Source organism: Piscinibacter gummiphilus, assembly GCF_002116905.1.
Classification (GTDB): Bacteria; Pseudomonadota; Gammaproteobacteria; order Burkholderiales; family Burkholderiaceae_C; genus Rhizobacter; species Rhizobacter gummiphilus.
The window spans coordinates 5,741,184-5,763,607 of record NZ_CP015118.1; the positions used below are offsets into that span (position 1 = coordinate 5,741,184).

Annotated in this window: 23 protein-coding genes; 12 read left to right on the plus strand and 11 right to left on the minus strand. The window is 70.3% G+C overall.

The features are described 5' to 3' along the window. The 5 genes from A4W93_RS26295 to A4W93_RS26315 all read right to left on the minus strand — a co-directional run bounded on the left by A4W93_RS26295 (position 1) and on the right by A4W93_RS26315 (position 3,821). Positions 1-1,185 (minus strand): D-alanyl-D-alanine carboxypeptidase family protein, encoded by a 1,185-nt coding sequence (locus A4W93_RS26295; protein WP_085753423.1) that lies wholly within the window; start codon positions 1,183-1,185, stop codon positions 1-3. An 80-nt stretch (positions 1,186-1,265) separates the two neighbouring features. Next, complete coding sequence (locus A4W93_RS26300) at positions 1,266-1,877, minus strand: alpha/beta hydrolase (RefSeq protein ID WP_085753424.1); 612 nt, start codon at positions 1,875-1,877, stop codon at positions 1,266-1,268. A gap of 1 nt (position 1,878) precedes the next feature. Further along, a complete protein-coding gene (locus A4W93_RS26305) occupies positions 1,879-2,205 on the minus strand; it encodes a (2Fe-2S) ferredoxin domain-containing protein (RefSeq protein ID WP_085753425.1) in 327 nt (108 codons plus the stop codon). 43 nt (positions 2,206-2,248) lie between these two features. Continuing rightward, positions 2,249-3,388 carry a VanZ family protein gene (locus tag A4W93_RS26310; protein ID WP_085753426.1) on the minus strand — a complete coding sequence of 380 codons (1,140 nt, stop codon included), beginning with the start codon at positions 3,386-3,388 and terminating at the stop codon, positions 2,249-2,251. Position 3,389: 1 nt separating this feature from the next. After that, positions 3,390-3,821 carry a CopD family protein gene (locus A4W93_RS26315; protein ID WP_085753427.1) on the minus strand — a complete coding sequence of 144 codons (432 nt, stop codon included), beginning with the start codon at positions 3,819-3,821 and terminating at the stop codon, positions 3,390-3,392. A 428-nt stretch (positions 3,822-4,249) separates the two neighbouring features. On the opposite strand from A4W93_RS26315, the gene hemB reads away from it, so the two are divergent. The 3 genes from hemB (at position 4,250) to A4W93_RS26330 (ending at position 7,550) form a co-directional block, all read left to right on the plus strand. Beyond that, entirely contained in the window at positions 4,250-5,257 is a 1,008-nt protein-coding gene (gene hemB, locus A4W93_RS26320; RefSeq protein ID WP_085753428.1) for a porphobilinogen synthase, read from the plus strand. Positions 5,258-5,265: 8 nt separating this feature from the next. Next, a complete protein-coding gene (locus A4W93_RS26325; protein ID WP_085753429.1) occupies positions 5,266-6,384 on the plus strand; it encodes a CorA family divalent cation transporter in 1,119 nt (372 codons plus the stop codon). 101 nt (positions 6,385-6,485) lie between these two features. After that, positions 6,486-7,550, plus strand: coding sequence for a DUF2855 family protein (locus tag A4W93_RS26330; RefSeq protein ID WP_085753430.1), 1,065 nt, complete (start codon positions 6,486-6,488; stop codon positions 7,548-7,550). On the opposite strand, the gene ybeY is transcribed toward A4W93_RS26330, so the two are convergent. Next, positions 7,547-7,993 carry an rRNA maturation RNase YbeY gene (gene ybeY, locus A4W93_RS26335; protein ID WP_085753431.1) on the minus strand — a complete coding sequence of 149 codons (447 nt, stop codon included), beginning with the start codon at positions 7,991-7,993 and terminating at the stop codon, positions 7,547-7,549. The two genes, A4W93_RS26330 and ybeY, sit on opposite strands and share 4 nt — an antisense overlap. Before the next feature lie 14 nt (positions 7,994-8,007). Then, positions 8,008-8,961 carry a PhoH family protein gene (locus A4W93_RS26340; RefSeq protein ID WP_085753432.1) on the minus strand — a complete coding sequence of 318 codons (954 nt, stop codon included), beginning with the start codon at positions 8,959-8,961 and terminating at the stop codon, positions 8,008-8,010. Positions 8,962-9,083: 122 nt separating this feature from the next. On the opposite strand from A4W93_RS26340, the gene A4W93_RS26345 reads away from it, so the two are divergent. The 6 genes from A4W93_RS26345 (at position 9,084) to A4W93_RS26370 (ending at position 14,672) form a co-directional block, all read left to right on the plus strand. Further along, positions 9,084-10,976: a sensor histidine kinase gene (locus A4W93_RS26345; protein WP_085753433.1), complete on the plus strand. Its 1,893-nt coding sequence runs from the start codon at positions 9,084-9,086 to the stop codon at positions 10,974-10,976. A gap of 105 nt (positions 10,977-11,081) precedes the next feature. Beyond that, positions 11,082-11,735: a response regulator gene (locus A4W93_RS26350; RefSeq protein WP_056667628.1), complete on the plus strand. Its 654-nt coding sequence runs from the start codon at positions 11,082-11,084 to the stop codon at positions 11,733-11,735. Continuing rightward, complete coding sequence (gene ruvA / locus A4W93_RS26355) at positions 11,732-12,304, plus strand: Holliday junction branch migration protein RuvA (RefSeq protein ID WP_085753434.1); 573 nt, start codon at positions 11,732-11,734, stop codon at positions 12,302-12,304. The genes A4W93_RS26350 and ruvA overlap by 4 nt, the downstream gene beginning before the upstream one ends. Before the next feature lie 125 nt (positions 12,305-12,429). After that, on the plus strand, positions 12,430-12,939 hold the full coding sequence (locus tag A4W93_RS26360; protein WP_085753435.1) for a DUF8082 domain-containing protein: 510 nt from the start codon (positions 12,430-12,432) through the stop codon (positions 12,937-12,939). A gap of 41 nt (positions 12,940-12,980) precedes the next feature. After that, positions 12,981-13,853 (plus strand): Tll0287-like domain-containing protein, encoded by an 873-nt coding sequence (locus tag A4W93_RS26365; RefSeq protein WP_085753436.1) that lies wholly within the window; start codon positions 12,981-12,983, stop codon positions 13,851-13,853. A 126-nt stretch (positions 13,854-13,979) separates the two neighbouring features. Next, the gene (locus A4W93_RS26370) at positions 13,980-14,672 is read left to right on the plus strand and encodes a PA4824 family protein (RefSeq protein ID WP_085753437.1); all 693 of its coding nucleotides are present in this window, start codon (positions 13,980-13,982) and stop codon (positions 14,670-14,672) included. Positions 14,673-14,676: 4 nt separating this feature from the next. Here A4W93_RS26370 and A4W93_RS30155 read toward each other — a convergent pair whose 3' ends face one another. Both A4W93_RS30155 and A4W93_RS26375 read right to left on the minus strand, forming a co-directional pair. Further along, positions 14,677-14,853, minus strand: a complete 177-nt coding sequence (locus A4W93_RS30155; protein ID WP_169726592.1) for a hypothetical protein — start codon at positions 14,851-14,853, stop codon at positions 14,677-14,679. Then, a complete protein-coding gene (locus A4W93_RS26375; RefSeq protein ID WP_218919171.1) occupies positions 14,850-16,007 on the minus strand; it encodes a PepSY-associated TM helix domain-containing protein in 1,158 nt (385 codons plus the stop codon). The genes A4W93_RS30155 and A4W93_RS26375 overlap by 4 nt, the downstream gene beginning before the upstream one ends. A 185-nt stretch (positions 16,008-16,192) precedes the next feature. On the opposite strand from A4W93_RS26375, the gene A4W93_RS26380 reads away from it, so the two are divergent. Next, the gene (locus A4W93_RS26380; protein WP_085753438.1) at positions 16,193-17,419 is read left to right on the plus strand and encodes a DUF445 domain-containing protein; all 1,227 of its coding nucleotides are present in this window, start codon (positions 16,193-16,195) and stop codon (positions 17,417-17,419) included. A gap of 3 nt (positions 17,420-17,422) precedes the next feature. Here the strand turns inward: A4W93_RS26380 and A4W93_RS26385 are convergent, their stop codons facing one another. Further along, positions 17,423-18,592: a glycerophosphodiester phosphodiesterase gene (locus A4W93_RS26385; RefSeq protein WP_085753439.1), complete on the minus strand. Its 1,170-nt coding sequence runs from the start codon at positions 18,590-18,592 to the stop codon at positions 17,423-17,425. Between the two features lie 93 nt (positions 18,593-18,685). Between A4W93_RS26385 and A4W93_RS26390 the strand changes: the two genes are divergently transcribed. Both A4W93_RS26390 and A4W93_RS26395 read left to right on the plus strand, forming a co-directional pair. Further along, positions 18,686-19,852 (plus strand): MFS transporter, encoded by a 1,167-nt coding sequence (locus A4W93_RS26390; RefSeq protein WP_085753440.1) that lies wholly within the window; start codon positions 18,686-18,688, stop codon positions 19,850-19,852. A gap of 29 nt (positions 19,853-19,881) precedes the next feature. Further along, on the plus strand, positions 19,882-21,972 hold the full coding sequence (locus A4W93_RS26395) for a hybrid sensor histidine kinase/response regulator (RefSeq protein WP_085753441.1): 2,091 nt from the start codon (positions 19,882-19,884) through the stop codon (positions 21,970-21,972). Between the two features lies 1 nt (position 21,973). On the opposite strand, the gene A4W93_RS26400 is transcribed toward A4W93_RS26395, so the two are convergent. After that, the gene (locus A4W93_RS26400; RefSeq protein ID WP_407081695.1) at positions 21,974-22,345 is read right to left on the minus strand and encodes a response regulator; all 372 of its coding nucleotides are present in this window, start codon (positions 22,343-22,345) and stop codon (positions 21,974-21,976) included. Between the last annotated feature and the right edge of the window lie 79 nt (positions 22,346-22,424).

Genomic DNA, 22,424 nt, shown 5'->3' on the forward strand with positions numbered 1-22,424 from the left:
TTACTTGATCCAGAGGCGCAGCGCATCCCAGGCACGCCCCAGGATGCCGGCTTCCTCGACGCCCTCCAGCACGACCAGCGGCCGTTCGGCCACCTTCGCGCCGCTGGCGGTGGTGACACGCACCATGCCGACCTTCTGGCCCTTCTGCAGCGGGGCCACCAGCGGGTCGGTGCGCTCGACCTTCGTCTGCAGCTTGGCGCCCTCGCCCTTCGGGACGCTGACGAACACCGCGCCCGTGGCGCCGAGCTTGGCCTCGTTGGACTTGCCCTTCCACACCGGCACCGTGGAGATGGCGCGGTCGGCCTCGAACAGGCGCACGGTGTCGAAGGCCTGGAAGCCCCAGTTCAGCAGCTTCTGGCTTTCGTTCGCGCGGGCGTCCATGGACGCGGTGTTCAGCACCACGCTCAGCAGGCGGCGCTTGCCGCCGGCCGCGCCGGTGGCGCCGAGGTTCGGGAAGTCGCGCTGGGCGGACGCCACGAGGCAGTAGCCGGCGGCCGAGGTGTAGCCGGTCTTCATGCCGTCGACGCTCGGGTCGCGCAGCAGCAGCACGTTGCGGTTGTTCTGGTTCGACGCCGGGGCGTTCTCGTAGCGGTACGTGCGGGTCGAGTAGATCGGGTAGTACTCGGGGAAGTCGCTGATGATGCGCGAGGCGATCACGGCCATGTCGCGGGCCGTGCTCTGGTGGCCCGACTCGGTGAGGCCGGTGGCGTTCTTGAACGAGGTGTTCTTCAGGCCGAAGGCCTGGGCCTGGCGGTTCATCATGCCGACGAACTGGTCGACCGTGCCGGCCACACCCTCGGCCAGCACCACCGACGCGTCGTTGCCGGAGTTGACGATCATGCCGCGCAGCAGGTCGGACACCTTCGGCGTCATGCGCGGCTCGATGAACATCAGCGAGCCGCCGCCCTTGCGCTCTTCCCACGCGCGCAGCGACACCGGCAGCGTCTGCTCGAGCGTGAGCTTGTGTTCCTTCAGCGCGGCGAACACCACGTAGGCCGTCATCAGCTTCGTGAGCGATGCCGGGTCGGCCGGGGCGTCGGCCTCGCGCTCGGCGAGGGTCTGGCCGGTGGTGAGGTCGAGCAGGATGTAGCTCTTGGCGGCCACCTCGGGCGGCGTCGGCATCTGCGCGAACGCGGAGGCGGCGGAGAGGGCCAGGCCGAGGAAGAGAGCGAGTGTTCTTTTCATGTGTGGAGCGGTTCAGCGGATGGATCGGTTCGGCCTGACGGCCTGGAATATCGGGAACACCAGAGGCGTGCCGGTCTCGTTCAGTGAGGCCAGCTGCGCACCACCAGGGTCTTGAGCAGCGGCAGCTGCCCGTGGAAGAAATGGCCGGCACCGGGGATCACCACCACCGGCAACGACTGCGGACGGGCCCAGTCGAGCGTGGCCGACAGAGGGACAACGTCGTCGGCCTCGCCATGGATGACCACCGTGCCTTCGGGCACCGGCGGCACTTTCTGCTTCAGCGTGGACGGGCCCACCAGCACGAGGCCGATGGCCTTCCGGTCTTCGGGCAGTTCCGAGGCCGCTTGTGACGCCACGTACCCCCCGAACGAGAACCCGGCCAGCGCCAGCGGCAGCGACGGGTCGCGCTGCGCGGCGATCACGGCGAGCGCGTCGTCCACCTCGCCCCGGCCTTCGTCCCACTGGCCTTCCGAGGCGCCCACGCCGCGAAAGTTCAATCGGACCGCGCGGTAACCGAGCTGCACGAACGCGCGGGCCAGCGTGGCGGCCACCTTGTTGTCGAGCGTGCCGCCCTGCAGCGGATGGGGATGGCAGACGACGGCCACGCCGCGCGGCGGGTCGTCGGGGGTGTCGATGACGATCTCGAGGGCGCCGGCGGGGCCGGGCATGGTCAGGCGCTGGGAGGTGGGCATCTCAGCGGCCCACCGAGTCGGGCAGCACGAGGCGGTCGACCACAACGCCCTTCTTCAGGTGCGACTCGACGATCTCGTCGATGTCGCTGTTGTCGACGAACGTGTACCAGACGGCGTCCGGGTAGACGACGGCGACGGGCCCGCCGGCGCAGCGGTCGAGGCAGCCGGACTTGTTCACGCGCACACCGCCCGGACCGGCGAGTCCCTCGGCCTTCACGCGCTTCTTGCAGTGGTCGAAGGCGACCTGGGGCTGGTGGTCGCCGCAGCTGGCCTCGCCGTTCTCGCGCTGGTTCAGGCAGAAGAAGATGTGTCGCTCGAAATAGCTCATCCTTCGATTCTAAGGACTGGGGCCATCGCCGCACCAGGCGAAGTCATTGGTCCGCACGCGGACTCGGCGCGGGATCGCGGGCCACGACGCGCCCGAAGAGGTACATGAGCGCCGCGTACGGCCACAGCCATCCCACCCACTGCGCCAGGCCGTGGAAGCGGATGAACCGGCCCTGCTCCCAGGCGAACAGGCTCTCGGCGTAGTACGGGTCGGTGGGGGCCTGGGTCACGCGCAGCACCAGCGCGGTGAGTGCGATCAGACCCAGCGCGGCCGCCACGCGCCGCGGGATGCGCCACAGCAGCATGCCCGCCGCGATGCCGACCGCGAGGCCCGGCAACGTGGGCGCCGTGAGCCACGTCAGCGCATGCTGCGGCCCGAAGTTCATCGCGGTCGACAGCGTGGTGGCCAGGAAGCCGAGCAGCGCCGCGCCCGCCACGAGCACCACGCGGCGCCATCCGGCCGGCACCACGGTGAAGGACACCAGCACCGGCGACAGCACCCCGAGCACCACCACCAGCCATTCGCTGGCGCGGGACAGCGGCGTGAGCGACGCGGTGGCCGTCAACCAGCCGTCGGCCCAGTCGTCCCACGGCGTTTCGGCGAGCGCGGCCACGACCAGTTCCTGCAGCTTGAACAGCACCTGCCCCACGCCGAACGGCACCGGGGTGGGGAACAGCAGGCCGACGGGCCACAGCAGCAGCAGCGCGATGCCGCCGGCGCTGCGGTCGATGAACCAGCGGTCGCGCACGACCTGCCAGCGGTCGAGGCCGCCCAGCGCGTGGATGGCCAGCGCCAGCAGCATGCCGACCACCGTGCCGCCGGTGTTGAGCACCCAGTCGAGGCTCGACGGCACCCGCTGCGGCAGCAGGTTCTGCAGGCTCTCCATCAGGAACGACAGCAGCGCGCCACCCGTGATCGCCACGACCGCCGCGACGACGGTGCGCCCGCCGCTGCGCACGACGGCACCGAACAGCAGCGCGCCGAGCGGCATGTAGCCGACGAGGTTGGAGACGACGTCGAACGCCGTCCAGTACCGCGGCCAGGGCATGTGCCCGAAGCCGAACCAGGGCACGAGGTTCGGCAGGCCCCAGCCGGTGAACGGCGACAGGCTCGCGTAGACGATCAGCGCGGCATACAGCCCGGCCAGCGGCGCGGCGGAGCTGCGGTGGCGCGGTGAGGCCATCTCAGAAGGGCTTGACGACCACCAGCACGACGATGGCCGCGAAGATCAGCACCGCCGACTCGTTGAACACGCGGAACCAGCGCTCGCTGCGCTGGTTCGCGAAGGTCTCGAACTTGCGCAGCAGCGACCGGCACGCGTGGTGGTAGCCGATGGCCATCACCACCAGCACCAGCTTCGCGTGCAGCCACGCGCCGTGTTTCAGGCCGAAGCCCAGCCACAGCCACAGGCCGAGCAGCAGCGCCGGGACCATCAGCAGGCTCATGAAACGATAGAGCTTGCGGGCCATCAGCAGCAGGCGTTCGCGTTCGGCGTGGCTGTCCTGCGGCACCATCGCGAGGTTCACGAACACGCGCGGCAGGTAGAAGAGACCGGCGAACCAGCTGGCCACGAAGATCAGGTGCAGGGCTTTGACCCACAAGTACAGGCTGTCCATCGTGCCGATTATGGCGGGGGACTCGATCGAGGCCCGCGAAGCCTGGAACCGCGGCCTGCACGTAAAGAAAAATGAAGGTTTGAGTCTCGTGCGCATGTCGCACGCTTGGCATGTGCGGTTGCAAAAACGAGACGCGCAGGACCACTGTGCGGACCACGCGGCATGCAAATGAAGCCCGGAATGAAAAAAGCCCCAGCCAATGGGCTGGGGCCGAAAAGCCTTATCGCTGTCATCACGGCAAGGCTCCTGCTCAGGGAGGAAAAGCAGGGAATGAAAACCTTGCGGCTATCATTCGATGACAACTTTAGCAGAAGCAGACACTGCTGTTGAAGCCCCGAGGCACCGTAAATACACGTACGTGCCTACTATGACGCGATGGAACATTGCCCAATGTTTCCGTCTCGACACTTCGATCCGGACCCACTGCCGTGCACACCCCGCCGCCCTTCCCCGCCTCGCGTCCGCGCCGCCTCCGCCGCGATGAATTCACCCGCTCGCTCGTGCGCGAGCACCGCCTCCACCCGAGCGACCTGATCTACCCCGTGTTCGTGGTGGCCGGACAGAACCAGGCCATCGACGTGGCCTCGATGCCCGGCGTGCAGCGCCTGAGCCTCGACCGCCTGCTGCCCGTGGCCGAGGACTGCGTGAAGCTCGGCATCCCCGTGCTCGCGCTGTTCCCCGTGATCGAGGGGGGCCTCAAGACCGAGGACGGCCGCGAGGCCACGAACCCCGAAGGCCTCGTGCCCACGGTCGTGCGCGAGTTGAAGAAGCGTTTCCCCGAACTGGGCGTGCTGACCGACGTCGCGCTCGACCCGTTCACGTCGCACGGCCAGGACGGCCTGCTCGACCCCACCGGCTACATCCTCAACGACGAGACCGTCGCCGTGCTCACGCAGCAGGCGCTGGTGCAGGCCGAGGCCGGCGTCGACATCGTGGCGCCCAGCGACATGATGGACGGGCGCATCGGCGCCATCCGCACGGCCCTCGAGTCGCGCGGGCTGGTCCACACGCGCATCATGGCGTACAGCGCCAAGTACGCCAGCGCCTTCTACGGCCCGTTCCGCGATGCCGTGGGCTCGGCTGCCAACCTCGGCAAGAGCAACAAGAAGGTGTACCAGATGGACCCGGGCAACACCGACGAGGCGCTGCGCGAGGTGGCACTCGACCTGGCCGAGGGCGCCGACATGGTCATGGTCAAGCCCGGCATGCCGTACCTCGACATCGTGCGCCGCGTGAAGGACGAGTTCCGCGTGCCCACGTTCGCCTACCAGGTGAGCGGCGAATACGCGATGCTCAAGGCCGCGGCCGCCAACGGCTGGCTCGACCACGACGCGGTGATGATGGAAAGCCTGCTGGCGTTCCGCCGCGCCGGCGCCGACGGCGTGCTGACCTACTTCGCCCGCGACGCGGCCCGCAAGCTGCGCGCCGAGGGCTGATCCGCCGCATGCGCATCTTCCACATCCTGCCCGACCAGTTCACCGAACTCGCCGAGCTGCCCGCCCAGCTGCCGGCCACCGGCTACCTGTGGGTGGGCTCGGCCCGTCGCGAGTTCGAGGTCAGCACGCCCACGCTGCAGGCGGCGCTGCAGCGCTGGACGGGCGGGCAGCTGGTGGACCTGCACATCGCCGACCTGCTCAACAGCCAGCTGCCGTCCCACTTCGACTACACCTCGTGGTACGACCTGATGGTGTTCCGCCGGCTCGCGGCCGGCGCGGGCACCAACGGCCTGTTCCTCGACGAGACCACCGGCACGCACAGCTCTGCCAAGAAAGCACTCGCCGCCATCGACACCAGCCCGGTGGGCTTCGCGGTGTTCGACGGCGTGCTGATCACCGTGCACCCCACCGATTGCATGGTGCGCGATTTCTTCGCGAACAAGCTGCAGCAGATGACCGTGGGCGCGGAACCCCGGCAGGACCAGCGCCCCGCGCTGATGCGCCTGCCCACCACGCCGGCCGACCTGATGCTGCGCATGATCAACCACATGGTCGACAGCTACCTCGAGCTGCGCCGGCTGCTCACGAAGCAGCTCGACCAGCTGCAGCAGGAGCTGCTGAACCCGCGCAGCCACTTCGACAGCTGGCAGGTGTTCCTCGATTCGCGCAACGCGCTGCACCTGCTGGAAGACACCTGCGAGGACCAGCGCAGCGCGATCGTCGAGTGGATCGACGCACTCGATGAATGGCCGGGCGAGGCCGACCCGCAGGCCACGCGAGAGCGCGAGCTGCTGCGGGTGCGCTCGCGCGACGTGCTCGAGCACATCGAGCGCGTGCTGGCCCACGTGCGTCGGCTCGAGTCGTCGGCCGAGGCCGCGGTGCAGATGCACTTCTCGGCCCAGAGCAACCGCACGAACGACATCATGCGCACGCTCACCGTGCTGACCGCCATCTTCATGCCGCTGAACCTGATCACCGGGTTCTTCGGCATGAACTTCGACGCACTGCCACTCATCCACAGCAGCACCGGCGTGTGGGCGGCCACGGTGGTGATGGTGCTCGTGGGCATCGCGCTCGGGTGGTTCTTCTGGCGCAAGCGGTACCTGAGCACCTCGCGGCGGCCCTGAGCGCCGTCACACAAGGTTCACGCGTTTCCGTCGCGCCCGCGACACGTTCCCGGCCGTTCGCACGCGAGGATGGAGGCCTCTGTGTTTCACGAGGCCCCGCCATGGACATCCTCTGCCACACGTTCGCCGTCGACCGCGGCGACCTCTCGCGCACCGCGGTGCTGTCGAACACCGAAGCGCCCCCGGCCCCCGGCGAGGTGGTGCTGAGGGTCGACACCTTCGCGCTGACCGCGAACAACACCACGTACGCCGACCTCGGCGACCAGCTCGGCTACTGGCGCTTCTTCCCCGCCGAGGCACCGTGGGGCGTGGTCCCCGCCTGGGGATTCGCCGACGTGATCGCATCGGCGTGCGACGGCATCGCACCCGGTGAACGGCTCTACGGCTACTGGCCCATGGCCACGCACGCGCGGCTCACGCCGGTGCGCCTGACCCCCGACAGCCTGGTCGACGCCACCGGACACCGGCAGGCGCTGCCCGCGGCCTACAACCTGTACCTGCGCACGTCGGGCGACCCGGCCTGGCGCCCGGACCTGGAGGCCATCCAGGCGCTGCTGCGCCCGGTGTTCATCACGTCGTTCCTGATCGACGACCTGCTCGGCGACGTCACGCCGCCGCCCGAGCAGGTGGTGCTGACCAGCGCGTCGAGCAAGACGGCCCTCGGCCTCGCGTGGCTGCTGCAGCAGCGGGGCATGGCCGTGGCCGGGCTCACGTCGGCGGCGAACCTCGCGTTCGTCCAGGGCCTCGGCTGTTTCGGCACGGTGCTGCCCTACGACCGGCTCGACGCGCTGCCGCGCGGCCTGTGTTCCGCCACGGTGGACTTCGCCGGCAGCGGCACACTGCGCCAGCGCGTGCGGGACCACCTCGACGATCCGTCGGCCTGGCGCCTCGCCGTGGGCTTCACGCACCGCGACGCCACGCCCGAGGCCCACCCGCCCCCGTTCTTCTCGGCGGCGGACCGGCTGCGCCAGCGCGGGCGCGACTGGGGACGCGACGAGATCGCGCGGCGCGTGGCCGACCGCTGGGCGGACTTCGCGCCATGGGTGGCGCAACGGCTCACCGTGCAGGCCGGCCGGGGCCTGGCGGACGTGGAGGCGGTGTACCGGCAGTTGCTGGCCGGCGGCGTGCCCGCGAACGTCGGGCACGTGCTGTCGCCAGCAGCCTAGCGGCGGCGATAGGGGTCGGCGAAGCCGAGGTCCGCGAGCACCTCGGTTTCGCGCGCTTCCATCACCTCGGCCTCGTCGTCCGCTTCGTGGTCGTACCCCTGCGCATGCAACGTGCCGTGCACCAGCAGGTGGGCGTAATGGGCCTCGAGCGTCACCTTCTCGGCGGCCGCCTCGGTCTCGACCACCGGCGCGCACAGGATCAGGTCCGCCACCACCACGGGCTCGTGGCTGTAGTCGAACGTCAGCACGTTGGTGGCGTAGTCCTTCTGGCGGAAGTCGCGGTTGAGCGCCTGGCCTTCCTCGGCGTCGACGATGCGCACGGTGATCTCGGCCGGCGACTCGAGCGCGGCGCGGATCCAGCGGATCACCTTGTGCCGCGGCAGGTGCGCGCGGTGGCGCGGGTCGGCGAACTGAAGGGACAGGGAGAGGTCGGGGCGTGCCATGGCGGAACGGAGGATCAGTTGCGGTCGCTGGAGGCGATGTCGTAGGCCTCGACGATGCGCGCCACGAGCGGGTGGCGCACGACGTCGGCGGACGTGAAGCGGGTGGTGGCCACGCCGCGCACGCGGCGCAGCACGCGCTCGGCGTCGATCAGGCCGCTGTCGACGCCGCGGGGCAGGTCGATCTGGCTCACGTCGCCGGTGACCACGCAGCGGCTGCCGAAGCCGAGCCGGGTGAGGAACATCTTCATCTGCTCGCGGGTGGTGTTCTGCGCCTCGTCGAGGATCACGAACGCGTGGTTCAGCGTGCGGCCGCGCATGAACGCGAGCGGGGCGATCTCGATCTGGCCCTTCTCGAACGCCCGGCCCACCTTGTCGAAGCCCATCAGGTCGTACAGCGCGTCGTACAACGGGCGCAGGTACGGGTCGACCTTCTGCGAGAGGTCGCCCGGCAGGAAGCCGAGCCGCTCGCCCGCCTCGACGGCCGGGCGCGACAGGATGATGCGCTGCACCGCGCTGCGTTCGAGCGCGTCCACCGCGCACGCCACCGCGAGGAAGGTCTTGCCGGTGCCGGCCGGGCCGATGCCGAACGTGATGTCGTGCTGCTGGATGTTGTTCAGGTACAGCCGCTGGTTGTCGGTGCGGCCGATCAGGTCGGCGCGCCGGGTGCGCAGCGCCGGGCCGGTGTCGCGTCCGTCGGCCTTCGGGGGGCGGCCGCGCTCGGTGTCCATCAGCGAGAGCTGGAACTCCTCGTGCGGGATGGGCGCGTCGGCGCGGGCGTAGAGCGCCTGCAGCAGCGCCATCGCCCGCTCGGCCGACACCTTGGGCCCCTCGACGCGGAAGAACTCGTTGCGCCGGGAGATGCTGACGCCGAGCACCGTCTCCATGTCGCGGAGGTGGCCGTCCATGCTGCCGCACAGGTGCGAGAGCCGGTTGTTGTCGACGGGAAGGAACTCGTGGCGCAGGATCACGGGCGGGTGGCTTTCGGGTGGGAACGGCGGCGGAGGCCCCCCGCGAAACGGGGGGGCCGGCCGCGGATTGTCGCCCGGGCCGCGGCCGGTTGCACGCGGCAACTCCTGCACAATGACCGGCCATGCACCCCCACACCCGCCCCGCCCGGGCCATCGACCGCTTCGCCGCCGCGCTTCGCGCCCTGCTGCTGTGCCTGCTCGCCGGGGTGGTGCTGCCCTGCGCCGCCCAGGCCGATCCACCGGCCATGACGATCGAGGGCGAGCTGCGCATCTTCAATTCGGCACTGACCGTGGCCGGCGACGACGCCCACTTCCCCGCCGACCGCGCGATGCGCAAGGTGCGCCTGCCCGACGACTGGTGGACCAGCCGCCCCAAGGAAGACGGCCCCGTCTGGTACCGCGTGCAGTTCGAGGCGCCGGCCCAGCCGAGCCGCCTGATGGCCGTCTACATGGAACGGGTGTGCAGCAACGCCGAGGTCTACCTGAACGGCCAGATGGTGTTCAGCGGCGGCAGCATGGTCGAGCCCCTCACCCGCAACTGCTACTACCCGCAGCTGGCCGCGCTGCCGTCGGCGCTGCTGCGCGACGGCACCAACGTGCTGGACATCAAGGTGATGGGCTACCAGCTCCAGAAGGTGTCCACCCGCCAGCGCGCGGGGGGCATGTCGGCCGTGAAGGTGGGGCCGTACGACGTGCTCCGGGCCGAGTACACCTCGTACCGCTTCTGGCGCCTGACCATCGTCGAGATCATCACCATCGCCACCACCATGCTGGGCCTGCTCGTGCTGTGCCTCGGCTGGCTCAACCGCCGCGAGCCGCACCTGATCTGGTTCGGCCTGCTCACGCTGATGTGGAACCTGCTGGCCATCCGCATGCTGGTGCGCGACCTGCCCTTCGACAACGGCACGGTCGAACTGATCTCGGGCGCGGGCTGGGCGCTCGTCACAGCCTTCGGCGTGCAGTTCATGCTGAGCTACGCGAACCTGCGCTCGCGCACGCTCGAGGTGGGCCTCGTGCTGCAGTGCATCCTGGTGCCGCTCACGCTGCTGCTCGCGGGCCCGCAGCGCCTGTTCGTCGTGATGAGCGCGTGGCAGCTGCTGATGGTGGTCGAGGCCATCGCCACCATGGGCCTCTACCTGTACGCCGTGTGGCACCACCGGCGCGAGGAATTCTGGATCATGGCCGTCACGGTGGCCAGCATGGGCGTGCTGCTGCTCCTCGAACGGGCGATCCAGCACAACCTGCTCGACCCGATGCGGCTGCAGCTGTCGCACTTCGCGATGCCGGTCGTGTTCATCGTGCTGAGCACCCGCCAGCTCCGCTCGTTCAGCCGCGCGCTGCAGGACGCCGAGGCCGCCCGCAACTCCCTCGAAAGCCGCGTCGCCGAGGCCACCGCCGAGATGGAGCGCAACTACGCGCAGATGGCCGAGCTGCGGGTCGAGCAGGTCACCGAGAAGGAACGCAAGCGCATCGCCGGCGACCTGCACGACGACCTCGGCGCCAAGCTGCTCACCATCGTCCACACCAGCGAATCCGAACGCATCTCGTCGCTCGCCCGCGAGGCGCTCGAGGAGATGCGCCTGTCGGTCAAGGGCCTCACGGGCAAACCGCTGCCGGTGGCCGACGCGCTGGCGGACTGGCGCGCCGAAACCGTGCTGCGCCTGGGCCAGGCCGGCGTCGAGGCCGACTGGCGCAGCCCGAACGAGGACCTGACGCAGCAGCTGTCCGCCCGGGCCTTCGTGCAGACCACCCGCATCCTGCGCGAGGCCATCAGCAACGTCATCAAGCACAGCGGCGCCTCGCACTGCAAGGTGCGCTGCACGCTGGGCGAACACGACTTCGTGCTGGTCGTGCAGGACAACGGCAAGGGCATCCCGATGGAACTCGACGGCAAGCTCGACCGGGGCCACGGCATGGCGAGCATGAAACACCGCGCCAAGCAGATGCAGGGGCAGTGCCTCGTCGAATCCGGCCCGGGCTACGGCACCGTGATCCGGCTGACCCTGCCACTCTGAGGCCCGGAAATCCCTGTGCACGGGGTCTGCCCAGCGCAGGCCCCGGCTGTTACGATATTCCCCGCGCCGCGGGCGCACGCACGCATCCACCTGCCGGGTACCGCCATGAACAAAATCCTGTTGCTCGAAGATCTGCCCGAGATCCGCTCGTGGCTCAAAGCGCTCGCCCTGCAGGTGTTCCCGAACGCGCAGGTGTCGGAAGCCGCCCGCGTGCACGACGCCCTGGCGCTCGTCAGCGCCGAACGCTTCGAGGTCGCCCTGATCGACCTGGGCCTGCCCGACGGCTCGGGGGTGGACGTGGTGGCGGCGCTGCGCGAGAACCAGCCCGAGGCCCAGTCGGTCGTGGTCACCATCCACGACGACGACGACCACCTCTTCCCCGCGCTGCAGGCCGGCGCCTTCGGCTACCTGCTGAAGGAGCAGCCGCGCGAGCACTTCGTCGAGCAGTTGCAGCGCATCAGCCAGGGTGAACCGCCGCTGTCGCCGTCCATCGCCCGCCGCGTCATCGCGTACTTCGCGGCCCAGAACAAGCCGCAGGAGCGACCGCAGAACCTGCCCCACGTCTCGCTGACCGACCGCGAGAACGAGGTGCTGCTGTGGGTGGCCAAGGGCTTCACGCTGCCCGAGATCGGCGTGCAGCTGAACCTGTCGCGCCACACCATCGCCGACTACGTGAAGCAGATCTACCGCAAGCTCAACGTCAGCTCGCGCGCGGAAGCCGCCCTCGAGGCGCAGCGCCTGGGCCTGTTCCGCCGATGATCGGCCGCCTGAGCGGGCAGCTCGCGGAGAAGAACCCGCCGCAGGTGCTGGTCGACGTCAATGGCGTCGGCTACGAGGTCGACGTGCCCATGAGCACGTTCTACAACCTGCCGGGGCTCGGCGAACGCGTCGTGCTGCTGACGCACTTCGTGGTGCGGGAAGACGCCCAGGTGCTGTTCGGCTTCCTGACCGCCTCCGAACGCACCACGTTCCGCCAGCTGATCAAGATCACCGGCGTGGGCCCGCGCATGGCGCTGGCCGTGCTGTCGGGCATGAGCGTGTCCGAGCTGGCCCAGGCGGTGTCGCTCCAGGAGGCCGGCCGGCTCGTGAAGGTGCCCGGCATCGGCAAGAAGACCGCCGAGCGCCTGCTGCTCGAACTCAAGGGCAAGCTCGGGCCCGACCTGTCCCTGCCGGCGCACGTCGCCAGCGATGCACAGGCGGACATTCTCCAGGCGCTGGTGGCCCTCGGCTACAGCGACCGCGAGGCGGCGGCGGCGCTCAAGAGCCTGCCGGCGGACGTGGGCGTCAGCGACGGCATCAAGCAGGCGCTCAAGGCGCTGGCCAAGTAAGCCCCACCCCCTCGCGGTATCGACCGCTTACAACTCGCGGCACCCACACCACAAGCCCCCGGCAATAAGTGCATGGGCGTGCAGTTTTGCGGCATAGAATTCCGGTTCCTGTCCCCGGTGGCCCGATGTCCGACCCGATTCACCCCCGCCTCCTGGCCCGTGTCGAACGTTCGCTGCGCAAGCGCCTGAACGTGAACATCGGCCCGCACCTGCAACGTTTCGCCGCCCAGGCGAGGACGGAGGACGACTTCATGGCGGCGGCGGCCCGGCTGCTCGTGAACCCGCGGGAACGGGAGGAATGGCTGGCCTCGTGGGCCGTCCGCCGCCTGCCGGGCGACGACACCAGCCCCATGGGGCTCGACAGCGCCCCTGCCCCGCTCGACGCACCGCCCTCCGGCCCCGGCGCCCTCGTGACCCAGCGCAGCTTTCGCATCAGTCCGGCCCAGCTCGTCCGCATCCGCGAGGCCCTCGCGCACGAAGTGGGGCCCATCGCCTCGCTGCTGATCGAGACCGAGTCGGCCCGCTCCGAATCGGCCGGCGAACTGCTGGCCCGCCTGCAGGCCCACCTCGACGACGAGGAGCAGCGCAGCCGGTTCGTGGCCGCCACGCTCTCCAAGTTCGACCCCGAATACTAGAAAAGCATCCCGAGACTCCCACTCCGTCCGCGGAGACCCGCATGAACCTGAAGCTCAAGTTCAACCTCGTCTTCGCAACCCTGTTCGCCCTGGCGCTCGTGGTGGCCGGCGGCATCGTCTACCGCCTCGTGCTGAAGAACGCCCAGGCCGAGGTGGTGCACGACGCCCGCCGCATGATGGACGTGGCCCTCGCCGTGCGCGACTACACGGTCACCCACGTGAAGCCGCACCTCGACCCGCTGCTCGACCGCCACTTCCTGCCCGAGACCGTGCCGGCCTTCGCCGCCACCGAAACCATCGCCCGGCTGGCCAAGGCCCAGCCCGGCTATGGCTACAAGGAAGCGACGCTGAACCCCACGAACCCGCGCAACGCGGCGGTCGACTGGGAGCGCGAGGTCGTCGAGCGCTTCCGCGCGAGCCCCGACCTGAAGGACCAGACCGGCGAGATCGCCGACGCCTCGGGCACCAAGTTCTACGTGGCCCGCCCCATCCAGATCAGGAACGCCGCCTGCCTCGCGTGCCACAGCACGCCCGAGGCCGCGCCGGCCTCGCTGATCACCAAGTACGGTCGCGAACACGGCTTCGGCTGGCAACTGAACGAGGTGATCGGCGCCCAGGTGGTCTCGGTGCCCACGCAGGTCGCCAACGACAAGGCCCGCGAGGTGGCCACCGCGTTCATCGGCACGCTGGTGGGGGTGTTCGCGCTGCTGTTCGTCGCGCTCAACATGCTGCTGCAGCGCTGGGTGGTGACCCCGGTGCGCCAGGTGGCGCACGCCGCCAACCGCTTCAGCCAGGGCGAGATGGACACGCCCGAGTTCCCCGAGGGCCGCAAGGACGAGATCGGTTCGCTGCAGCGCTCGTTCAACCGCATGCGCCGCAGCCTCACGAAGGCCATGGACCTGCTCCGGCGCTGACCCCTCCCGGGCCCGCCGCGTGACGCGGATCACGCGGCCGGGCCGGCACGCTCAAGTCGACCGCCCCGGGGCCGAAACACGAGGGACGGGCCCGCCGGGCCCGGCTGCTCGTCCGTTGTCGTGCCCATGTTGTTCGTCCGTCCGCTCGCCCTCTGTGCCTCCGCAGCCCTGCTGCTGCCCGTGGCCGGCCACGCCGCCCGCCCGCTCGTCACCGAGGACGCCGGGGTGCTCGCCCCGCGCGACTGCGAACTGGAAGGCTTCGGCGGACGCCAGCGCGAGGAGACCACCGAAGTCACCGCCGGCGCCCAGATCGGCTGCGGCGTGGGGTTCGGCACCCAGGCGACCCTCGCCTTCACCCGCGGCCAGGAGACGGAGGAACCGTCGACCCGCGCCGTGTCCCTCGGCCTGAAGACCGCGCTGCCCTGGTGGAAGGACGGCCCCGCCGAATGGGCGATCGCGATGACCCTCGGCCACGAACGCCGCGTGGGCGGCGAGACCGCGGAGCTGACCGCCAACGTGGTGCTGGTGGCCACCGGCAAGTTCAGCGAAACGCTCACGTGGCACGCGAACCTGGGCTGGCTCAACAGCCGCCCGACCCGGGTCACGACCACCACCTGGAACCTGGCCGGCGAGGCCGCGGTGAGTTCGCTCGTGGACCTGACCGCCGAGTTCTATGGCGACGACCGGCAGCGCCCCTGGCTCGCCGCGGGCATCCGCTTCAACGGCGGCAAGCAGTGGAGCCTGAACGCCGCCTGCGGCGCCCAGCCCACCGAACCCCACGCGCGGCAATTCACCGCGGGCGTGAAGTTCGCGTTCTGATCGATCAGCTGGCGGCCTTCTCGCGCCGCAGCCAGCCGTACCAGAGGCACACGACCACCGGCACGCCCAGCGTGACCCACGACAGCGCGTCCCACACCCCGTCGCCGAGCAGGGCCGACAGCAGCCCGATGGTGGTCAGCACGCCGAGGACGATGGGCCAGGTCCAGAGTCCGCTTTTCATGGGTTCGCTCCTGCCGGCGCTTCGGCCAGGCGTTCGGGTTCGGTGAGGTCGCGCTGCACGACCGGGTTGCGCCGCTTCAGCCAGAGGTACAGGCCGCTGCCCAGCACGATGATGGTGAGGATGTCGAGCACGGCCCACAGGATCTGCATGGGCCTGCCGCCGTAGTCGCCGAAGTGCAGCGGCTGCGACAGCAGCAGGCCGGTGAGGTACCAGGGCGGCTCGCGGCTGTCGGTGATCTGGCCCGTCTGCGAGTCGACCAGCACGGGCTTGAAGAGCTTGGACGTGAACGGCGTGTTGCCACGCATGAACACGGTGTAGTGGTGCGGGCTCGAGAACGACGTGCCCGGGAACGCGATGAAGCCGAGCTTCATGTGGGGCTCGAGCGCCAGCGCCGCGGTCACGGCCTTCTGCAGCGAACCGTGCGTGGAAGGCGGCGGCAGTCCCTTGTACGGCGCGATCATCTCGGCCATCTGGTCGTTCTGCCAGTACTTGACCACGAGGTCGGCCCACGTGTTGATGACCCCGGTGGCGCCCACGACGAACACCCACACCAGCGTGACGATGCCCAGCAGGTTGTGCAGGTCGAGCCACTTGATGCGCGTGGAGCGTTCGCGGCGCACGTCGCCGAAGCCCAGCTTGCGCATGAACGGCGCGTAGAGCACGACGCCCGAGACGGTGGCCACCACGAGCAGGATGCCCATCAGCCCGAGGAACAGCGTGCCCGGCAGACCCGCGAAGAGGTCGATGTGCAGCGAGTACATGACGTACATGAAGCCGCTGTCGAGCGACGGTTCGGCCAGCGGCGCGGCGGTGCGCGCGTCCACCGCCACTTGCTTCAGGCCGCTGGTGGACGTGGGGGTGGGCGACATCGTGACGTACCAGACCCGGTCATCGTCGGGTTCACGCGACACGAACATGCCGCCCAGCGACGGGTTGCGGGCCTTGGCCGTCTCCATGACCCGGTCGAGGTCGGCCATGGGCGTGCCGGCGGGCACGGCCGGCGCTTCCACGTCGGTGCCCAGCAGGTGGTTGATCTCGTGGTGGAAGATGAGCGGCAGGCCGGTCAGGCACAGCAGCAGCATGAAGACCGTGCAGACGAGGCTGCTCCACTTGTGCACCCACGCCCAGGTGCGGATGGCCTTCGGGCTGATCATCGGGAAAGCCCCGCGCGGCGGGAGGACGGATGGGCGGACATCGGAGGTACGGCAGATGAGAATCCGTCGCATTTTCGTCGATTTGCGGCAGGCCGGGTGAATCCGCCCGATCCTGCGGACAATGGCCCCAAACCCCTCAGCCTCCGGAGTCGCCGTTGCCATCCCGACCGAACGACCTCGCCCGCATGAAATGGATCGCCATGGCGCTGCTGGCGGGCGCGGCGGTCGTCTACGCCGTCGCCTCGCTGCTGGGCGGCCAGCACCCGGCCTGGGGCTACGTCGCCGCGTTCGCGGAAGCCGCGATGGTGGGGGCGCTGGCCGACTGGTTCGCCGTCGTCGCGCTGTTCCGCCACCCGCTCGGCCTGCCCATTCCCCACACCGCGATCATCCCGAGCAACAAGGACCGCATCGGGGCCAACCTCGCCACCTTCATCTGCGAGAACTTCCTCGGCACCGAGCAGGTGCTGGAGAAACTGCGCACGTTCCGCGCGGCCGACCGCCTGGCCGCATGGCTCGCCGACCCGGTGCACGCGCAGCAGGTGGCCCATCACCTCGGCGCCCTGCTGGCCCATGCGCTGCGCGCACTCGACGACGAACCGGTGCGCCACTTCTTCCGCACCACGGTGCTCGCACGGCTCGACCGGGTCGACAGCACGCGGCTCACCGGCCAGCTGCTGGACGTGCTGACCGCCGACGGCCGCCACCAGCAGCTGCTCGACGCCGCGCTGCGCCAGCTGGGCCACGTGCTCGACGACGAAACGCTCAAGCACGAGGTGGCCGAGGTGGTGGCGCGCGAGGTCAAGTACCTGCGCTTCGTGGGCCTCGACCATGCCGCGGGCCGGTACGCCACCGAGAAGATGGTGGCCGGCGTCGTGCAGCTCGTCGGCGAGATGGGCGAGGACGCCGGCCACCCGCTGCGCGTGCGCTTCGACGCCTTCATGGCCGACTTCATCCGCGACCTGAAACACGACCCGGCAATGCACGAGAAGGGCGAACGCCTGAAGCAGGAGCTGCTGGCCCACCCGCAGCTCACGCAGTACCTGCACGGCCTGTGGACCCAGGTGATCGAATGGACCCGCCAGGACCTCGCCAGCGACCAGTCGTCGCTGCGCGAGCGCGTGGCCGACGCCACGCGGGGCCTGGGCGAGCAGCTGCTGAAGGACGAGGCGATGCGGGCGTGGATCGACGGCCAGCTGCTGGCCACGGCGCCCCGGTGGATCGAACGCTACCGGGAGGACATCCGCGCGTACATCGTGTCGCGCGTGGCGGAGTGGAACGCGGCCGAGATGACGTCGGAGCTCGAACGCAACATCGGCCGCGACCTGCAGTTCATCCGCATCAACGGCACGCTGGTGGGCGGGCTCGCGGGGCTCGTGATCCATGCGGTCACGGAAGCACTGCGAACCCTCTGAGGATCACTTCACGAAGCTGTCGATCGCCTTGCGCCCGAGGAACGGCTGGTCGGTGAAGAAGCCGTCCATGCCGAGCTTCAGGAACGCATGGATCTGGCCTTCGAGGTCGCCCAGCGCCGTGGGATCGGTGCCCGCGTCGAACTCGTTCGGCAGGAAGGTGTTCTCCGCGCGGAAGGTCCAGCCGTGCACGATCAGGCCGGCGGCGTGGGCATCGGCCACCAGCGTGGTGGGCGTGCCGAGGCGGCCGCCCACGAGCGGGATCATCAGGTTCGTGTTCGCGCCGATGCCGTCGGCATACGTCGCGATGTCGGCCAGGCCCGCGGGCTTGGCGAGGTCGGCGTACGTGCGCGGGTCGCCGCTTTGCACGAAGTCCCACGGCTTGCCCGACCCGTTGAGCAGCTGCGCGAGTGGCACGCGGGTCATCCGCGACAGCTGGCGCAGGTTCTGCGTCTCGAACGACTGGATGATCACCGGGGCGTTCTTGCCGGTGTAGCCGTAGCGGTTCAGCAGGCGCACGAGCGGCTGCTCGAGGGGCTTGCCGATGCCCTGGAAGTAGCTCGGGTGCTTGGTCTCCGGGTACACGCCGATGGGCTGGTCGTCGCGGTGCCAGCGGCGGCCGCCTTCGCGGCGCGCCTCTTCCTTGCGCGCCTCGTTGGCGCGCTCGACGAGTTGCAGCACCTCCTCGAACGTCGGGATCTCGAACTGGCCGTCGAAGCGCGTGTTGGCGGCTCGCACGGCGGGCAGGCGCTCGCGGGCGCGCAGCGTCTTCAGCTCGGCGAGCGTGAAGTCTTCCGTGAACCAGCCGGTGATGGCGGTGCCGTCGATGGTCTTCGTGGTCTTGCGCGCGGCGAACTCGGGGCGGTCGACCACGTCGGTGGTGGCTTCGCGCACGGAACCGTCGGCGTTCAGGATCGCGATGGCGTTCTCGTGGCGGGCGACGAGCACGCCGTCCTTCGTGATGACGAGGTCGGGCTCGACGAAGTCGGCGCCCTGCTCGATGGCCAGCCAGTAGGCCGCCAGCGTGTGCTCGGGCACGTAGCCGCTCGCACCGCGGTGGGCGATCAGCGTGGGCTTGGCCGGCTGGGCGGGCTTGTGGTCGTGGGCGAGGGCCGGGGCGCAGAGCGCGGTGGCCAGCGCCAGCACGGCGGCGAGACGAAGGGGACGCAGGGTCATCGGGAGCCTCCTTGGGTTGAGTCGGAAAACGATAGGGCCGCCCCGTGACGGACACATGACCTATGCTGCCCCTCCGTAGGCCCTCCCGCAAGCATGATTCCCACCGCCCTCCGCACGATCCTGCCGCTGTCGCTCGTCACCTGCACCAGCATGCTGGCGATGGACCTGTACCTGCCCGCCGTGCCATCGCTGCTGGGGGCGCTCGGCATCTCCGTGCCGCTGGCGCAGGCCACGGTCGCGGTGTTCCTCGCCGGCCTCGCGGCGTCGCAGCTGTTCTGGGGCGCGGCGCTGAACCGGCTCGGGCCCCGCCGCTGCGTGCTGGTCGGCGGCGGCCTGCTCGTGGCCACCAGCGCGGGCTGTGCCCTGGCGCCCGACATCGCCTGGCTGCTCGCGATGCGCTTCGTGCAGGGCGCCGCGGCCGGGGCCGCCGCGGTGGTGGCGCCGAGCGTCGTGCGCGCCACGCTCGGCGACCACGACGCGGTGCGCGGCCTCGCCGCCATCTCGATGATCGAGTCGGCCGTGCCCGCGGCCGGGCCGGTGCTGGGCGCGGCGCTGCTGCTCGTGACGGACTGGCGGGGCACGTTCTGGGTGCTCGCGGCCGTGACATTCGCCGTGCTGCCCTTCGTCGTGAAGGTCTCGCCGAAAGTGCTGCCCGGCCTGGACCGCAGCGTGCCGTCCGGCTACGGCACGCTGCTGCGCCACGGCAAGTTCGTGCGCATCGCACTGTCGCAGGCGCTGTGCATGGGGGCGCTGCTGACCTTCGTCGCCAGCGCGCCGCAGCTCGTCGTGAACGCCTTCGGCCTCGGCAACGCGGCCTTCGCCACGTTGCAGGTGCTGAGCGTGGCGACGTTCATGGTGGCGGCCAGCCAGTCCGGCCGCATCAGCAAGGGCGTGGGCGCGCCCCGGGCGATCCAGATCGGCGCGGGCCTGCACGTGCTGCTGTGCGCACTGCTGCTGGCGGCAAGCCTGGCAGGATCACTGCCGTTCACCGCGCTGCTGCTGTTCTGGTGCGCCTTCTGCGGTGCGCTGGCCGTGCGCGGACCGGCCTCGTTCAGCGAGGCGCTGTCGCTGCCGCCGTCGCAGATGGGGCGGGCGTCGGCGCTGATGATGCTGGCCATCCTGCTCGCGGGGGCGCTCGGCACACAGGCCGTGGCGCCCTTCCTCGCGGGCACGAGCCCGGCACCGCTCGCCCTCGCGATGCTGCTGATGTGCGGGGCTGCCTTCGCACTCGTCACCCCCGCCCCGAAGGCCCTCGCATAATCGCCGGACCACCACCTCACCGGAATGCCATGACCGCACGAGACCGTTCGTCCCGCCGCTGGCCCGACGCCGGGGGTGACGTCGCCGCGCTGATGCGGGCCGATGGCTGGGAATCGACCGCCCTCGGTCCGCCGGAGCGCTGGCCCGCGAACCTGAAGTCCGTGATCGGGCTGATGCTGCCGGCCCACGTGCAGATCGTGCTGTTCTGGGGGCCGCAGTACGTGGCCTTCTACAACGACGTCTACGCCCCCACCATCGGCAACAAGCACCCGCGCGCGCTCGGCCGCCCGGCCATCGAGTCGTGGACCGAGCTGTGGGACGACCTGGAACCCCTGCTCGCGAAGGTGCGCACCACCGGCGAGACCGTGTCGGCCGCCGACCGCCCCTTCCGCATCGAGCGGCACGGGTTCCTCGAAGAGGTGTATTTCGACATCTCCTACTCGGCCGTGTCCGGCGACGACGGGGGCGTCGCCGGCGTGCTGTGCATCGTCAACGAAACCACCGGCCGGGTGGTCGCATCGCGCGAACGCGATCGGGCGGAAGCCACGCTGCGCGCGAACCAGGACGAACTCGCGCGGGTCAACACGTCGCTCGAGGAACGCGTGGCGCGCCGCACGCGCGACCTCGACCGGGTCTGGCGCCTGGCCACCGACCTGATGATGATCTCCCGGCTCGACGGCACGATCCAGGCGATCAACCCCGCGTGGCTCGCGCAGCTCGGCTGGCAGCCGGCCGACCTGGTCGGCCAGCCCTACATCGACCTCGTCCACCCCGACGACCGCGCGCGGTCGCTCGAGGAAGCCGCCCGCCTGGGTGCGGGCCTGGCCACGCGGCACTTCGAAAACCGCTGGCGCCACCGCGACGGCACGTATCGCACCGTGGCGTGGACCGCCGTGCCCGAGGCCGGCTTCGTGCACGCCGTGGGCCGCGACATCACCGCCGAAAGCGCCGCGGCCGAGGCGCTGCGCGAGGCCGAGGCGCAGTTGCGGCAGAGCCAGAAGATGGAGGCCGTGGGCCAGCTGACCGGGGGCATCGCCCACGACTTCAACAACCTGCTCCAGGGCATCTCGGGTTCGCTCGAGGTGGTGCGCAAGCGCATCGCGCAGGGCCGCCCCGGCGAGATCGAACGGCACGTGGACGCCGCGCTCGGCGCCACGCAGAAGGCGGCGTCGCTCACCCACCGCCTGCTCGCGTTCTCGCGCCGCCAGCCGCTCGACCCGAAACCCGTGCGCCCGAACCCGCTGGTGGGTTCGATGGAGGACCTGCTGCGGCGCACGCTCGGCGAACACATCGCGCTCGAGATGGTGCTGGCCGAGGGGGTGTGGACCACGCTGTGCGACCCGAACCAGCTCGAGAACGCGCTGCTGAACCTCGCGATCAACGCGCGCGACGCGATGCCCGGCGGCGGCACCCTCGAGATCGAGACCCGCAACCTCCACCGCGAGGCCGGCCACCCCGCCGGGCCCGGCGAGTACGTCTGCATCTCGGTGACCGACACCGGCATCGGCATGCCGCCCGACGTGGCCGCGCGCGCCTTCGAACCGTTCTTCACCACGAAGCCGATCGGCCAGGGCACCGGTCTCGGGCTGTCGATGATCTACGGCTTCGCGCTGCAGTCCGAAGGCTTCTGCCACATCGACACCGCCGTGGGCCGCGGCACCACGGTCACGCTGGCACTGCCCCGCCACCACGGGACGGACACGGGCGAGGACGAGGCGGCCGACGACCCCGCCTGCCACGCGGAGCGCGGAGAGGCGGTGCTCGTCGTGGAGGACGACCCCGTCGTGCGGTCGCTGATCGTCGACGTGCTCGGCGAACACGGCTACCGCGTGTCGACCGCGGCCGACGGGCCCGAAGGCCTGGCCCGCGTGCAGGCGCCCGGCCCCATCGACCTGCTGCTCACCGACATCGGCCTGCCCGGCCTCGACGGCCGCCGGCTGGCCGACGCCGCCCGCGCGGCCCGACCGGGCCTCAAGGTGCTGTTCATGACCGGCTACGCCAGCGAGGCGGCCGCCGCGCACGGTTTCCTGGAGGCCGGCATGGGCATCGTGACGAAGCCGTTCACGATGGACGGCCTGGTGGCGCGGGTGAGCGACCTGCTCGCCGCGGGGCGGCACTGAACTACGTCGCGCCGCCGGCCTCGCCCACCACCGCCTCGATGGCGGCCGACGTGAACGGCTTGGCGAGCACCCGCACGTTCCGACCCAGCGCCCGCAGGCCCGGATCGATCGCGTAGCCGGACGCGAGCACCACCCAGCCCGCCGGGTCGCGGGCCAGCACCGCGCGGGCGAGGTCTACGCCGGACATCGCCCCGAGGGTGAGGTCGGTCACCACCAGGTCGAAGGGATCGGCCGTGTGCAGCGCGAGCGCCTCCTCGGCCGTCGCCGTGGTCACCACCTCGCGGCCGTCGGCCTCCAGGAGGATGGCCATCGTCTCGCGGAGCTGGTCGCTGTCCTCGACGAACAGCAGGCGGAACGGGCGGGTGGATTTCAAGGGCATGCGAAGGAGAGAGGCAGCGCGGACAGTGTCCACGAGAAAATGCCCGGCGAACGCGACGTGCCCGCGGCCGGCG

What these genes read in the sequence shown, in the direction of transcription:
- A4W93_RS26395 (WP_085753441.1), top strand. Translation starts at nt 19,882, where the DNA reads ATGACCGCACGAGACCGTTCGTCCCGCCGCTGGCCCGACGCCGGGGGT.
- A4W93_RS26380 (WP_085753438.1), top strand. Translation starts at nt 16,193, where the DNA reads ATGAAATGGATCGCCATGGCGCTGCTGGCGGGCGCGGCGGTCGTCTAC.
- A4W93_RS26350 (WP_056667628.1), top strand. Translation starts at nt 11,082, where the DNA reads ATGAACAAAATCCTGTTGCTCGAAGATCTGCCCGAGATCCGCTCGTGG.
- A4W93_RS26295 (WP_085753423.1), bottom strand. Translation starts at nt 1,185, where the DNA reads ATGAAAAGAACACTCGCTCTCTTCCTCGGCCTGGCCCTCTCCGCCGCC.
- A4W93_RS26360 (WP_085753435.1), top strand. Translation starts at nt 12,430, where the DNA reads ATGTCCGACCCGATTCACCCCCGCCTCCTGGCCCGTGTCGAACGTTCG.
- A4W93_RS26370 (WP_085753437.1), top strand. Translation starts at nt 13,980, where the DNA reads ATGTTGTTCGTCCGTCCGCTCGCCCTCTGTGCCTCCGCAGCCCTGCTG.
- A4W93_RS26310 (WP_085753426.1), bottom strand. Translation starts at nt 3,388, where the DNA reads ATGGCCTCACCGCGCCACCGCAGCTCCGCCGCGCCGCTGGCCGGGCTG.
- A4W93_RS26305 (WP_085753425.1), bottom strand. Translation starts at nt 2,205, where the DNA reads ATGAGCTATTTCGAGCGACACATCTTCTTCTGCCTGAACCAGCGCGAG.
- A4W93_RS26330 (WP_085753430.1), top strand. Translation starts at nt 6,486, where the DNA reads ATGGACATCCTCTGCCACACGTTCGCCGTCGACCGCGGCGACCTCTCG.
- A4W93_RS26345 (WP_085753433.1), top strand. Translation starts at nt 9,084, where the DNA reads ATGCACCCCCACACCCGCCCCGCCCGGGCCATCGACCGCTTCGCCGCC.
- A4W93_RS26375 (WP_218919171.1), bottom strand. Translation starts at nt 16,007, where the DNA reads ATGATCAGCCCGAAGGCCATCCGCACCTGGGCGTGGGTGCACAAGTGG.
- ybeY (WP_085753431.1), bottom strand. Translation starts at nt 7,993, where the DNA reads ATGGCACGCCCCGACCTCTCCCTGTCCCTTCAGTTCGCCGACCCGCGC.
- A4W93_RS26325 (WP_085753429.1), top strand. Translation starts at nt 5,266, where the DNA reads ATGCGCATCTTCCACATCCTGCCCGACCAGTTCACCGAACTCGCCGAG.
- A4W93_RS26390 (WP_085753440.1), top strand. Translation starts at nt 18,686, where the DNA reads ATGATTCCCACCGCCCTCCGCACGATCCTGCCGCTGTCGCTCGTCACC.
- A4W93_RS26385 (WP_085753439.1), bottom strand. Translation starts at nt 18,592, where the DNA reads ATGACCCTGCGTCCCCTTCGTCTCGCCGCCGTGCTGGCGCTGGCCACC.
- ruvA (WP_085753434.1), top strand. Translation starts at nt 11,732, where the DNA reads ATGATCGGCCGCCTGAGCGGGCAGCTCGCGGAGAAGAACCCGCCGCAG.
- A4W93_RS30155 (WP_169726592.1), bottom strand. Translation starts at nt 14,853, where the DNA reads ATGAAAAGCGGACTCTGGACCTGGCCCATCGTCCTCGGCGTGCTGACC.
- A4W93_RS26300 (WP_085753424.1), bottom strand. Translation starts at nt 1,877, where the DNA reads ATGCCCACCTCCCAGCGCCTGACCATGCCCGGCCCCGCCGGCGCCCTC.
- A4W93_RS26315 (WP_085753427.1), bottom strand. Translation starts at nt 3,821, where the DNA reads ATGGACAGCCTGTACTTGTGGGTCAAAGCCCTGCACCTGATCTTCGTG.
- A4W93_RS26365 (WP_085753436.1), top strand. Translation starts at nt 12,981, where the DNA reads ATGAACCTGAAGCTCAAGTTCAACCTCGTCTTCGCAACCCTGTTCGCC.